This is a genomic window from Micromonospora avicenniae (assembly GCF_900156065.1).
In the GTDB taxonomy this organism is placed as follows: Bacteria; Actinomycetota; Actinomycetes; order Mycobacteriales; family Micromonosporaceae; genus Micromonospora; species Micromonospora avicenniae.
Genome location: NZ_FTNF01000022.1, coordinates 80,241 through 92,699 on the forward strand (window position 1 = coordinate 80,241; position 12,459 = coordinate 92,699).

Genomic DNA, 12,459 nt, shown 5'->3' on the forward strand with positions numbered 1-12,459 from the left:
TGGGGGACATCAGCACGGATGGGACGGAGGAACGATGACACTGAGCGCCGAGGGCTACCTGGCGATGGTGACCGAGACGATGAACCGGGTGGCCGGCAGCCAGCGGGAGGCCGTCGGCCGCGCGGCTGACCTGATCGCCGAGGCGGTACGCGCCGACGGGGTGGTGCACGCCTTCGGCACCGGGCACTCCGAGGCGCTCGCCATGGAGATCGCCGGCCGGGCCGGCGGGCTGGTGCCCACCAACCGGATCGCCTTGCGCGACCTGGTACTGCTCGGCGGTGCTCCGGCCGACGTGCTCGGCCCCACCCTGGAGCGGGATCCGACGGTCGCGCACCGCCTCTACGCACTGGCCCCGGTACGCCCGCAGGACGTCTTCGTGCTCGCCTCGAACTCGGGGGTCAACGGCGCGATGGTGGAGTTCGCATCCGTCGTCAAGGAGAACGGTCACGCTCTGGTGGCGATCACCTCGGCGCAGCACTCCGGCCAGATGACGTCCCGCCACCCGTCCGGGCGCAAGCTCGCCGACTTCGCCGACGTGGTGCTCGACAACGGCGCTCCGTACGGCGACGCGACGCTGCCGCTGCCCGGCGGTGGCGCGGTCGGCGCGGTCTCCTCCATCACCGCCGCCCTGCTCGCGCAGCAGATCACGGTCGAGGTGGTGGCCCGGCTGCTCGCCGCCGGGCAGCAGCCCCCGGTCTACCTGTCCGCCAACATCGCCGGCGGCGACGAGCACAACCACGCGCTCGAGGCCCGGTACGCCGGTCGTATCCGCCGGGGCTCCTGACCCCGGCCGCCCGACCGGGTGGGGTCCCACCCGACTTCTTGTGAGCCCGTTTCGGATGACGGGCGATCGGGCACTGGCGCTACCGCCGGCGGCCGGCTCCGCCGGCGGTAGCGTCGGAGCAGGAGGTAGCGCGTGTCCAAGGAGACCGAGCGGCAGCGCTGGCAGCGCAACTTCGCCGACCTGCTCCAGGAGCTGCGGGTGGCGCAGACCGGCGTGCAGATCCTGTTCGCCTTCCTGCTGACTCTGCCGTTCAGCAACGGCTTCACGCGTACGACCGCTTTCCAGAAGGACGTCTACGTCGTCGCGCTGCTGGCCGCCGCGGCCGCCACGGCGCTGATCATCTCGCCGGTGGCGTTCCACCGGGCGCTCTTCCGCCAGGGGCGCAAGCCGGAGCTGGTCCGGTTCGCCCACCGGATGGCCTCCTACGGGCTCGCCTTCATGCTGGTCTCGATGGTCAGCGCCGTGCTGCTGATCACCGACTTCGTCCTCGACCGTCCGTTCGCGTTCGTGATCAGCGGGCTGACCGGGCTCTGGTTCCTCGCCTTCTGGGGGCTGCTGCCGTTCGTCCGCCGCAACTGGGGCGAGGACGACATCGACGACGAGGACGACGACCCCCGTACGCTCACCGGCGACTGACCCCGAGGCGCCGACCGGAGGCGTACGCCCGACCGGCCCCCATCGCCGGAACTCGATCTTTACGGAGAGCTACCTCTGGGTAACAACCGGGGGTAGCGTGGCGTTTGTCGAGCACGTTGACGCAGCGGACCGAGGTTCGAGGGGGCAGCCGTGACCACGACGCAGAACAGCCGACCCGAGCCGGACGCCTCCGGCGGCACTCCGGAGCCAACCGAGACCAGCGGCGGCACCGCCGCCCTGCTGCCGAGCGAGGCGGGTCACGTCTCCGAGAAGGAGGCCCGCCAGGTCGCCGAGGCGGCCCGTGAGTCCACCTGGGACCGCCCGAGCTTCGGCAAGTCGCTCTTCCTCGGCCGGTTCCGACTCGACCTGATCAACCCCTGGCCGAGCTCCGATGCGGACGAGGACGCCCGCGCCGAGGAGTTCCTCGCCCGGCTCCGGGAGTACCTCGTGACCGAGGTGGACGGCGCCGCGATCGAGCGGGACGCGCGCATCCCCGACGAGGTGTTCCAGGGGCTCGGCCGCCTCGGCGCGTTCGGCATGAAGATCGACCGGACGTACGGCGGGCTCGGACTGAGCAACCTCCAGTACTGCCGGGCGCTGATGCTCGCCGGTTCGGTCAGCCCGGCGATCGGCGCGTTGCTCTCCGCGCACCAGTCCATCGGCGTGCCGCAGCCGCTGAAGATGTTCGGTACGGCGGAGCAGAAGCAGCGCTTCCTGCCCCGGCTGGCCGCCGGTGAGGTCTCCGCGTTCCTGCTGACGGAGCCGGACGTCGGCTCCGACCCGGCCAGGTTGGCGACCACTGCGGAGCCGACCGAGGACGGCACCGGCTACCGGCTCAACGGTGTGAAGCTCTGGGCGACCAACGGCACCGTGGCCACCCTGCTCGTCGTGATGGCCCGGGTGCCGGCCGGTGAGGGGCGCCGCGGTGGGATCACCGCCTTCGTGGTGGACGGCGACGCCGACGGCATCACGGTGGAGCGCCGCAACGGCTTCCTCGGACTGCGCGGGCTGGAGAACAGCGTCACGCGGTTCCACGACGTCTTCGTGCCCAGGGAGAACGTCATCGGCGGTGAGGGCAAGGGGCTGAAGATCGCGTTGACCACGCTCAACACCGGCCGCCTGTCGCTGCCGGCCATGTGCGTGGGCGCCGGCAAGTGGTCGTTGAACGTGGCCCGGAACTGGGCCGCCGATCGGGTGCAGTGGGGCCGGCCGGTCGGCACGCACGAGGCGGTCGCCCAGAAGCTCGCCTTCATGGCCGCGACGACGTACGGCATGGAGACCATGCTGGAGATCTGTTGCCGGCTCGCCGACGACGACCGCAACGACATCCGGATCGAGGCGGCGCTCGTCAAGCTCTACGCCAGCGAGATGGCCTGGCGGATCGCCGACGACCTGATCCAGATCCGCGGCGGTCGCGGCTACGAGACGGCCGAGTCGCTGACCGCCCGTGGTGAACGCCCCGCCGCCGTCGAGCAGCTCCTGCGCGACGTACGGATCAACCGGATCTTCGAGGGCTCGACCGAGATCATGCACCTGCTGATCGCCCGGGAGGCGGTCGACGCGCACCTCTCGGTCGCCGGGGACGTCATCGACCCGGACGCCGGCCTCGGTCGTAAGGCTAAGGCGGGGGCCCGGGCCGGGGCCTTCTACGCGAAGTGGCTGCCCACGCTCGCCGTCGGCCGGGGTCAGAGCCCCAGGGCGTACGCCGAGTTCGGGCCGCTCGCCGGTCACCTGCGGCAGGTGGAGCGAGTCTCGCGCAAGCTCGCCCGTTCGACGTTCTACGCGATGTCCCGCTGGCAGGGCCGGATGGAGCGCAAGCAGGCGTTCCTGGGGCGGATCGTGGACATCGGCGCGGAGCTGTTCGCGATGGCCGCGGTGTGCGTCCGCGCGCACGCCGAGCGGGACACCCGGCCGGAGAACGTCGAACTGGCCGACCTCTTCTGCCGGCAGGCCCGGGTACGGGTCGACGCTCTCCTCACGGCGCTCTGGGAGAACACCGACTCGGTCGACGTCGCGGCGGCGAAGCGGATCCTCGCCGGCCGCTACGCCGACCTGGAGTCCGGCGTGATCACCCCGCCCGACGAGCTGCCCTGGGTCGCCCGTTGGTCGCCCGGCCCGTCCGTCGCGGCCGACGTCCGCCGGCGGATCCCACCGCCCCAGTGACCTGAGCCGTCCCCCGGGCGTCTCTCGGGCTGCGCCGCGGTCGGCTCGCACCGTCCGGTCGCAGTCACGACGGTCGCGCAGCACGTGGAGACGGCCGGTCATGATGCACGACGTGCCGGCATCTTTCGCCGCGGCGGTGGACAAGCATCTCTGAAATGAGCCTGATACCTCAGAGGCATATTTATGCCTCTGAGGTATCAGGCTTTTGGAGAGACCTGCCTCCAGGCTGAGCCACACTTCCCCGCAGTCCGCCGATCCCAGGGAACGTCGCCCTGGGGGACGCCGCCCTGAGGGGACGCCGCGCTGAGGGGACGCCGTCCCGGGAGGTCGCCATCCCCGGGGTCGCCGTTCCGGCAGGTCGCCATCCCCGGGGGTCGCCGTTCCGGGAGGTCGCCGACGGCGGGAGGCCGCCGGGCACCGGGCAGCGTCAGCGGGCGATGGCCCAGGCCAGGACCGCCGCGAGGATCAGCCCGTTGAGTGCCGCCAGGCCGAGGTAGGCCGCGGGCGGGATGCGACGGCCCTTACGGACCAGGCTGACCAGTACGGCGGCGTAGCCGAGCAGCAGAACGGCGATGACGACCAGGAAGTAGAACACCCGAAGACCTTAGCGGCCCGCCCGTAGGCCGAGCCTGCGCAGCTCCAGCGCGGCGAGCGCCTCGACGGTGGCGTCGTCGCCGCGGCGCCACGCCTCGGCCACGTCGGGCGCGATCCGGGTCAGCCGATCCAGCGGCTGGCCGGCCAGTGCGCGCAGCGCGAGCAGATCTCGCCCGGCCGGCGCGGTGGCCAGCTTCGCGGCAGACCCGGCGCGGCGGATCCAGCGCACCCGCAGCGGCAGCCAGCCGACGAGCACCAGGCCGAGCGGGAAGATCAGCACGGCCACGGCGAGCGCGACGGCCAGTTGGTCGACGAGTTCCTGCTGGTCACGGCCGGCCTCGGCCAGCGCCCGGGCGGCGCCGGCGGCGCGTTCGAACGGGGCGGTCAGCTCGTCGCCGACCAGCGGTACCCGGCCGACCTTGCCGCCGGCTTCGGCCAGGTTGTCGGCGAGCCCGCCGCCGGCGCCCTCCAGCTTCTGACCGGGTACGGCGAGTTTCTGCACCAGATCGTGCAGCCAGAGCGCGCCGCGGATCGCGGCGTACACCCAGACCACGACGAGCAGGTCGGTGAGGAACTGTCGGGCGGCGGTCGGAAAGCGATCGGCATAGATCTTCACGCCGGACAGCGTGTCACGGCCGGCGGCCGGTTGGGGAGGTCAGCCGGCGCAGCCGCGGCAGGTGCCGAAGATCTCCATGGTGTGGCTCACGTCGGCGTAGCCGTGCTGGGCGGCGACCCGCTCGGCCCAGCTCTCCACGGCGGGGCCCTCGACCTCGACGGTCCGCCCGCAGGCCCGGCAGACCAGATGGTGGTGGTGCCCCTCGCTGCACCGGCGGTAGAGGTGTTCGCCGCCCGGCGGGCGCATCACGTCGATCTCGCCGGCGTCGGCGAGCCCCTGCAGCGTCCGGTAGACCGTCGTGAGGCCGACCCGCTCACCCCGCGTGCGCAGCATCGCGTGCAGATCCTGCGCACTGTGGAATCCCTCGACCTCGGCCAGCAAGGCACTGACCGCACTGCGCTGACGGGTGTTGCGCAGGGTTGCGCTGCTCTCGCTCACCACGTGACACCTCCGACCCGTCGCCGCCTCATGATCTTTCCCCGGCGTGGCTGACCGCGTCCGCCACGATGTGCGCGACGTGCTCGTCGACCAGGCAGTACGCGATTTCCCGACCCCGCCGGGAGCCCCGCACCACACCGGCTCCCCGTAGCACCCGCAGGTGTTGGGAGACCAGCGGCTGCGTCACGCCCAGCTTCTCCACCAACTCGTGCACGCACCGCTCCCCGGTGGCGAGTTCGCTGACGATGGCCAACCGGATCGGGGCCGACAGCGCGCGCAACAGCTCGCTGGCACCTTCGAAGCCGTCGTAGCCGGATCCGCCGCTCACCCCGTAACGGTAACCAGTTCCGTCCGGATCGCGCCCGCCGCGGTCAGCCAAGTACGACCTCGTGCGGCTCCGGGGCCGCCGGCGCCGCCGCCGCGGGCACGCGCCGGCGGCGCAGCACCCGCCAGCCGGCTGCGGCCAGCGCGACCACGAGGAACGAGGCGATCGCCATCAGCACCACCGATGCGCCGGGGGCGGTGTCGGCGGTGGCCGCCACCCAGACGCCCGAGCCGGCGGCGAAGAGGCCGAGCGCCATCGCCGCCGTCATGGTGGTCCGGAAACCGCGGGTCACCTGTTGGGCGCTGGCCACCGGCACCACCATGAGCGCGCTGATCAGCAGTACGCCGACCGCCCGCATGGCGATCGTCACGGTGACCGCGGTGGTGATCGCGATCAGCATGTTCAGCGTCCGCACCGGCAGACCGGAGACCCGGGCGTACTCCTCGTCGTGGCTGACCGCGAAGAGCGCCGGGCGCAGCACGAGCATGGCCACCAGGATCACCGCGCCGAGGACCACGATCGTGGTCAGGTCGCCCGGCGAGATGGTGGTCAGCGACCCGAAGAGGTACGCGTTGAGGTTCGCGCTGGGACTGTGGGAGAGCCCGACGAGCATCACGCCGCCGGCTATGCCGCCGTAGAAGAGCAGCGCCAGGGCGAGGTCCCCGGAGGTGCGCCCACGAGAGCGGACCAGCTCGATGGCGATCGCGCCGAGGGTCGCCACGATCACCGCGACGAGCACCGGGGAGCGGTTGAGCAGCAGGCCGGCGCCGACACCGGTCAGCGCCACGTGCCCGATTCCGTCGCCGATCAGCGCCAACCGGCGCTGCACCAGGTAGATCCCGAGCGCCGGCGCGGCGAGGCCGATGATCAGCGCCGCGATCAGGGCGCGCTGCATGTACGGGTACTGGAAGAGTTCCATGGTCAGATGCTCCAGAGCCGGGCCGGCTCGTCGGGACAGTGCGGGTGCACGTGGTCGTGGTCGGGCTCGGCGTGGTGACCGGCCGGCTCCGGCACCGGGCCGTCGTGGCAGATGCCGCCCTCGTGGACGACGATCGCCCGGCTGATCACCGGCCGCAGCGGGCCCAGCTCGTGCGCCACGAGCAGCACCGTCCCGCCGTCGGTGACGAAGTCGCGCAGCGCCGCGGCGAACGCCTCCTGGCTGGCGGCGTCCACTCCGGCGGTCGGCTCGTCCAGCACCAGCAGTTCGGGGCGGCCGGCGAGGGCCCGGGCGATCAGGGTGCGCTGCTGCTGGCCGCCGGAGAGGGTGGCGACGGCGTCGTTCGCCCGGTCGGTGAGCCCGACCGCGCGCAGCGCGCTGTCCACGGCGGCCCGGTCGGCGGCGCCGGGCGGGCGGAGGATGCCCCGCCGGGCGAGCCGGCCCGCGGCCACGACCTCCCGGACGGTGGCCGGTACGCCGCCGCCCGCGCCGAGCCGTTGCGGGACGTACCCGATCCGCTCCCACTGCCGGAAGCGGCGCAGCGGGCGGTCGAAGAGGCTGACCGACCCGGCGCTCAGCGGCACCAACCCGAGCACGGACCGGATGAGCGTGGACTTGCCGGAGCCGTTGGCGCCGAGCACGGCGACCACCTCACCGGCGGTGACGGTGAGCGAGACGTCGCGCAGCACGGCGCGGCCGTCGTAGCCGACGGCCGCGTGTGCGACGGCGATCACGGGAGGGTTCACGAGCAGCCCAACGCGGTGCGCAGCGCTTGCAGGTTCGTACGCATGACTGAAAGGTAGTCCGACGAGCCGCTGTCGCCGGTGAGGCCCTCGATCGGGTCCAGCACGGCGGTCTTCGCGCCGACCTCCGACGCGATGGTCTCGGCGATCTTCGGGCTGACCAGAGTCTCGAAGAAGATCGTGGTGGTCTTGTGTGCCCGCGCCTCCTCGGCCACCTCGGCGAGCCGCTGGGGAGAGGGCTCACTCTCCGGGTTGAGGCCGGTGATGCCCACCTGCTCCAGCCCGTACTGCTTGGCCAGGTAGCCGAAGGCCGTGTGGCTCGTCACGATCTCCTGGCGCTCGCAGGTCTTCAGGCCGGTGGCGTACTCGGTGTCCAGCTTCGCCAGGTCGGCGTGGAGTTCCTTGGCGCGGGAGGTGAAGCTGGCGGCCTGGTCGGGGTCGGCCTTGCCCAGCCGGTCGGCGAGCTGGTCGGCGACGGTGGCGAGACGGGTCGGGTCGAGCCAGAAGTGCGGGTCCTTGCCTCCGAGTGCCGCTTCCTCCTCCTCGGCCTCCTCGCCGTCGTGCTGGTGGCCACCGGTGGTGGCGTCCAGCAGCGGCTCGACAGTCGAGACGTCGAACGCTCGATCGCCGGCGTTCTGCTGGACCGCCTCGTCCAGCGCCGGCTGGAAGCCCTTCAGGTAGACGACCAGCTCGGCCTGGCTGACCTCGCCGACCTGGCTCGGGGTGAGCTCCAGGTCGTGGGGCTCGGCCCCGGGCTTGACCAGGTTGGTGACCCGGACCGCGTCGCCGCCGATGCGCTCCGCGATGAACTGGAGCGGGTAGAACGCGGCCACCACGTCCACCCGCTGCGGGTCGGCGCCGGCCGGCCCGCCGGAGGAACAGGCGGCGGCGCCGCCGAGAGTGAGTAGGGCGGTGGTGGCGGCGGCCAGGGCGCGGACGGTGCGGCGGTTGTTCATGACGCCAACTGTCCGTCGTAACGATAATGATTGTCAAAAACGCATGAGTGCATGTCACAGCAGCTTGACCAGGGCCACCGCCACCAGCAGCGTCAGCATCAGCAGCCGCACCAGGCGCGTCTGCGGCGCTTGCACCGGCCAGGTGGTGGCCAGCAGTGCGACCAGGACCGCGGCGAGCGCCAGCAGCAGCACCCCGCCGATCACGCCGGGTGCGAAGAGGGCGACCAGCACCAGCGCCAGGGTGATCAGGAACACCGCCGTGGGGTTCACCCGGGCCAGTCGGCCCAACACAGGGCTCTGCGTACGCTGCATCCCACAGACTCTACGAGGAGGATGCCGGTGCTGGTGACCAACAGGTTCGTGGTCGACGTCGATGTCGCCGACGAGTTCACCGAACGCGCGCACGCCGCCCTCACCGCGCTGGCCGCCCGCCCCGGCTACCTGCGCGGCCAACTGGTCCGGGCGCTCGACGACCCGACGCACTGGTGCCTGGTCACCGAGTGGGAGTCGGTCGGGGCGTACCGGCGGGCGCTCGGCGGCTTCGAGGTCAAGGTCGCCGCTGTTCCGCTGCTCGCCCAGTCGCTCGACGAGCCGTCCGCGTACGAGGCACTCGCCACCGCCGCGCCCGGCGGGGCGGTGGTGGTCAGTGCCAGTGATCGTGCCGCTGGTCCTTACCGCTGAGCCCGCGGGCACTAGATTGCTCGTATGACCGATCCCGGACCGGCAGCCCCACCGCCGCACCCCTCGCCGCCCGGGCCGCCCGGCGAAGAACAACCTCCCGCCGTGCCCGCCCCGCCGCCTGGTCCCGGGGTGTCGCCGCCGTTCGCCGCACCGCCCACCGAGGGTCGCCGGGCCCGGCTCTGGCTGGGCCTCGGGGTCGGTGCCCTGGCCGTGCTGCTCTGCTGCGGCGGAGGCGGCAGTGCAGTGGTCGGTCTCGCGGTCAGCGGCGTGCAGGCGGTCCGTGAGCAGGGCCGCACGGTCTCCACCGACTACTACCAGGCGCTCGTCGACCAGAACTTCGGCCAGGCGTACGACCAGCTCTGCGACGACGCGCAGCGCCGCGAGTCGCGGCCGGACTTCGAGAGCCGGGTGGCCGCGGAGCCGCAGGTGACCGCGTACCGGGTCGGCGACGTCGACACCAACAACCTCACCGTGCCCGTCGACGTGATGCTCGAGGGTGGTCGGCGGGAGCGGCAACAGGTCATCCTCGGTCAGGACCCGCAGACCGGTGGCCTGGAGGTCTGCGGGATCAACTGAACCCGCCCCGGTATTCTGCTGGGCTCAGGACGCTGCCGTCGCTAGCGTTGTCCCGAACTGCTCGTTCCGTCCCCATCACGTCCCCGCCGACCGCCAGCCGGCGTAGGAGGAAACATGCCAGTCGACCGTATCGACGCCGTCGTCAGCCTCGCCAAGCGCCGGGGCTTCGTTTTTCCCTCCAGCGAGATCTACGGAGGCACCCGGTCGGCGTGGGACTACGGTCCGCTCGGCGTGGAACTCAAGGAGAACGTCCGCCGGCAGTGGTGGAAGACCATGGTCCAGGGGCGGGACGACGTCGTCGGCCTGGACTCGGCCGTGATCCTGGCCCGGAAGGTCTGGGAGGCCTCCGGTCACATCGCCGAGTTCGTCGACCCGCTCACCGAGTGCCAGTCCTGCCACAAGCGGTTCCGCGCCGACCACCTGGAGGAGGCGTACGCCGAGAAGCACGGCAAGCCGCTGACCTCGCTGGCCGAGCTGAACTGCCCCAACTGTGGCAACAAGGGCACCTTCACTGAGCCGAAGATGTTCAACGGCCTGATGAAGACCTACCTCGGCCCGGTGGAGAGCGACGAGGGTCTGCACTACCTGCGGCCGGAGACCGCCCAGGGCATCTTCGTCAACTACAACAACGTGGCGACCGCCGCCCGCAAGAAGCCGCCGTTCGGCATCGCGCAGACCGGCAAGTCGTTCCGCAACGAGATCACACCGGGCAACTTCATCTTCCGTACGCGCGAGTTCGAGCAGATGGAGATGGAGTTCTTCGTCGAGCCGGGCACCGACGAGAAGTGGCACGAGTACTGGCTCCAGGAGCGCTGGAACTGGTACATCGACCTCGGCCTGTCGGAGGCGAACCTGCGCTTCTACGAGCACCCGAAGGAGAAGTTGTCGCACTACTCGAAGCGGACCGTCGACATCGAGTACCGCTTCCAGTTCGGTGGCACCGAGTTCGCTGAGCTGGAGGGCATCGCCAACCGGACCGACTTCGACCTCTCCACGCACAGCAAGCACTCCGGTGTCGACCTGTCCTACTTCGATCAGGCCAAGAACGAGCGCTGGATGCCGTACGTGATCGAGCCGGCCGCCGGCCTCACCCGCGCGGTGCTCGCCTTCCTGCTCGAGGCGTACGACGAGGACGAGGCGCCGAACACCAAGGGCGGCGTGGACAAGCGGACGGTCATGCGCTTCGACCCGCGGCTCGCGCCGGTGAAGGTCGCGGTGCTGCCGCTGTCCCGCAACGAGGCGCTCTCGCCGAAGGCCAAGGAGCTCGCCGCCACGCTGCGCAAGCGCTGGGTGGTGGAGTTCGACGACTCGCAGGCGATCGGCCGCCGCTACCGCCGGCAGGACGAGATCGGCACGCCGTTCTGCGTGACTGTCGACTTCGACACCCTGGACGACAACGCGGTTACCGTACGCAACCGGGACACCATGGGCCAGGAACGGGTCTCTCTCGACCAGGTCGAGCGCTACCTGATCGAGCGCCTGCCCGGCTGCTGAGCTGCGAGGCGGGCCCCGGCGGCGAGCGAGAGCCTCCGCCGGGGCCCCGTACACTTGTCGGGTGACCGCCCCGACCCTGCCTGCGCTGCGACCACTCACCCTCGGGCGGCACCAGGTGTGGCCGCCGGTGGTGCTGGCGCCGATGGCGGGCATCACCAACGTCGGATTCCGGCAGCTCTGCCGGGAGCAGGGCGGCGGCATCTACGTCTGCGAGATGATCACGACCGTCGCGCTGGTCGAGCGGAACCCGAAGACGCTGCGGATGATCGCCTTCGGCGATGACGAGCAGCCCCGCAGCCTCCAGCTCTACGGCACGGACCCGGAGATCACCGCGGCCGCCGTGCGGATCATCGTCGAACGGGATCTCGCCGATCACATCGACCTGAACTTCGGCTGCCCGGTGCCGAAGGTGACCCGCAGAGGCGGCGGAGCGGCCCTGCCGTGGCGGCGCCGGCTCTTCGCCCGGCTGGTCAAGGCGGCGGTGGACGCCGCGTCGCCCGCCGGAGTGCCGGTCACGGTCAAGATGCGCAAGGGCATCGACGACGACCATCTGACGTACGTCGAGGCGGGGCTCGCCGCCCAGGACGCCGGGGTGGCGGCGGTGGCGTTGCACGGGCGTACTGCCGCCCAGCGCTACTCGGGCACCGCCGACTGGGACGCGATCGCCACCCTCAAGCAGGCCTTGGACGTGCCGGTGCTAGGCAACGGCGACATCTGGGAGGCGGACGACGCGCTGCGGATGGTCGCGCACACCGGCGTGGACGGGGTGGTGGTCGGCCGCGGCTGCCTGGGGCGGCCCTGGCTCTTCGCCGACCTGGAGGCCGCGTTCAACGGCCGCCCCGAACGCCGGCTGCCCAACCTCGGCGAGGTGGCGTCGACCATGCGCCGGCACGCCGAGCTGCTGGTCGAGCAGTTCAGCGCCGGCGAGCGTACTCCGGGCCGGGGCGAGCGGGACGGCTGCACCGACTTCCGCAAGCACGTCGCCTGGTACCTGAAGGGCTTCCCGATCGGCGGCGAGTTGCGCCGCGAGCTGGCGATGATCGAGAGCCTGTCCCAACTCGACGACCTGCTCGCCAAGCTCGACCCGACCGTACCCTTCCCGGTGGAGACGCTGGGCCAGCCACGTGGCCGTACCAACTCGCCGGGCAAGGTCTTCCTGCCCGACGGCTGGCTCGCGAGCCGGGACGACGACACCGTGCCGGAGGGCGCCGAACTCGCCGATTCCGGCGGCTGACCTGTCCAACATCGGTCGTGACGTGGAGACGGCGAAAGGGCCGGCCCCTTGTGGGGGTCGGCCCTTTCGGTTGGGTCCGGGTCAGTTGGTGGAGTAGCCGCGGGTGGCGATCCAGTCGGCGAGGTGGTCGACGCTGATCCGGTAGGAGGCCATGTTGGGGTCGGCGCTGTCGGCGATGGTGACGGTCTTGCCGCCGTCGTGGTAGCCGGTGACGCTGATGTAGTGGCCGCCTTCGAAGGAGTGGGTGTTGCCGTCGGTGTCGGTGGTGGTGCCGGCGATGTT

15 protein-coding genes and 1 pseudogene are annotated in these 12,459 nt (G+C 71.5%); 7 read left to right on the forward strand and 9 right to left on the reverse strand.

What is annotated here, in order from left to right; genetic code table 11:
- Nucleotides 1–34 precede the first annotated feature (34 nt).
- From BXA10_RS25225 to BXA10_RS25235, 3 genes are all read left to right on the forward strand, one after another.
- Entirely contained in the window at nucleotides 35–784 is a 750-nt protein-coding gene (locus BXA10_RS25225; protein ID WP_076473324.1) for a sugar isomerase domain-containing protein, read from the forward strand.
- A gap of 132 nt (nucleotides 785–916) precedes the next feature.
- Nucleotides 917–1,420, forward strand: coding sequence for a DUF6328 family protein (locus tag BXA10_RS25230; RefSeq protein ID WP_076473325.1), 504 nt, complete (start codon nucleotides 917–919; stop codon nucleotides 1,418–1,420).
- Nucleotides 1,421–1,570: 150 nt separating this feature from the next.
- Entirely contained in the window at nucleotides 1,571–3,583 is a 2,013-nt protein-coding gene (locus BXA10_RS25235; protein WP_076473326.1) for an acyl-CoA dehydrogenase family protein, read from the forward strand.
- A 427-nt stretch (nucleotides 3,584–4,010) separates the two neighbouring features.
- On the opposite strand, the gene BXA10_RS31675 is transcribed toward BXA10_RS25235, so the two are convergent.
- From BXA10_RS31675 to BXA10_RS25270, 8 genes are read right to left on the reverse strand one after another with little or no spacing between them, the layout of a single operon-like run.
- Nucleotides 4,011–4,178 (reverse strand): hypothetical protein, encoded by a 168-nt coding sequence (locus BXA10_RS31675; protein WP_175649303.1) that lies wholly within the window; start codon nucleotides 4,176–4,178, stop codon nucleotides 4,011–4,013.
- Between the two features lie 9 nt (nucleotides 4,179–4,187).
- On the reverse strand, nucleotides 4,188–4,793 hold the full coding sequence (locus BXA10_RS25240) for a hypothetical protein (RefSeq protein ID WP_076473327.1): 606 nt from the start codon (nucleotides 4,791–4,793) through the stop codon (nucleotides 4,188–4,190).
- A gap of 39 nt (nucleotides 4,794–4,832) precedes the next feature.
- Nucleotides 4,833–5,231: a Fur family transcriptional regulator gene (locus tag BXA10_RS25245; RefSeq protein ID WP_076473346.1), complete on the reverse strand. Its 399-nt coding sequence runs from the start codon at nucleotides 5,229–5,231 to the stop codon at nucleotides 4,833–4,835.
- Between the two features lie 28 nt (nucleotides 5,232–5,259).
- Nucleotides 5,260–5,559, reverse strand: coding sequence for an ArsR/SmtB family transcription factor (locus BXA10_RS25250; RefSeq protein ID WP_076473328.1), 300 nt, complete (start codon nucleotides 5,557–5,559; stop codon nucleotides 5,260–5,262).
- Between the two features lie 43 nt (nucleotides 5,560–5,602).
- Nucleotides 5,603–6,475: a metal ABC transporter permease gene (locus BXA10_RS25255; protein ID WP_076473329.1), complete on the reverse strand. Its 873-nt coding sequence runs from the start codon at nucleotides 6,473–6,475 to the stop codon at nucleotides 5,603–5,605.
- A 2-nt stretch (nucleotides 6,476–6,477) separates the two neighbouring features.
- A complete protein-coding gene (locus tag BXA10_RS25260) occupies nucleotides 6,478–7,239 on the reverse strand; it encodes a metal ABC transporter ATP-binding protein (protein ID WP_076473330.1) in 762 nt (253 codons plus the stop codon).
- Nucleotides 7,236–8,192 carry a metal ABC transporter substrate-binding protein gene (locus tag BXA10_RS25265; RefSeq protein WP_076473331.1) on the reverse strand — a complete coding sequence of 319 codons (957 nt, stop codon included), beginning with the start codon at nucleotides 8,190–8,192 and terminating at the stop codon, nucleotides 7,236–7,238. Before BXA10_RS25265 ends, BXA10_RS25260 begins: the two co-directional genes overlap by 4 nt.
- Nucleotides 8,193–8,246: 54 nt before the next feature.
- Complete coding sequence (locus tag BXA10_RS25270; protein ID WP_076473332.1) at nucleotides 8,247–8,504, reverse strand: DUF6703 family protein; 258 nt, start codon at nucleotides 8,502–8,504, stop codon at nucleotides 8,247–8,249.
- Between the two features lie 27 nt (nucleotides 8,505–8,531).
- Between BXA10_RS25270 and BXA10_RS25275 the strand changes: the two genes are divergently transcribed.
- The 4 genes from BXA10_RS25275 (at nucleotide 8,532) to dusB (ending at nucleotide 12,177) form a co-directional block, all read left to right on the forward strand.
- Nucleotides 8,532–8,873, forward strand: coding sequence for an antibiotic biosynthesis monooxygenase family protein (locus BXA10_RS25275; RefSeq protein WP_076473347.1), 342 nt, complete (start codon nucleotides 8,532–8,534; stop codon nucleotides 8,871–8,873).
- 102 nt (nucleotides 8,874–8,975) lie between these two features.
- Complete coding sequence (locus tag BXA10_RS25280; protein WP_076473333.1) at nucleotides 8,976–9,449, forward strand: hypothetical protein; 474 nt, start codon at nucleotides 8,976–8,978, stop codon at nucleotides 9,447–9,449.
- 114 nt (nucleotides 9,450–9,563) lie between these two features.
- Nucleotides 9,564–10,943 (forward strand): glycine--tRNA ligase, encoded by a 1,380-nt coding sequence (locus BXA10_RS25285; protein ID WP_076473334.1) that lies wholly within the window; start codon nucleotides 9,564–9,566, stop codon nucleotides 10,941–10,943.
- 61 nt (nucleotides 10,944–11,004) lie between these two features.
- Complete coding sequence (dusB, locus tag BXA10_RS25290) at nucleotides 11,005–12,177, forward strand: tRNA dihydrouridine synthase DusB (RefSeq protein WP_076473335.1); 1,173 nt, start codon at nucleotides 11,005–11,007, stop codon at nucleotides 12,175–12,177.
- Nucleotides 12,178–12,258: 81 nt separating this feature from the next.
- Here the strand turns inward: dusB and BXA10_RS25295 are convergent.
- Nucleotides 12,259–12,459 (reverse strand): annotated as a pseudogene (locus tag BXA10_RS25295) (C39 family peptidase); the annotation flags it as partial.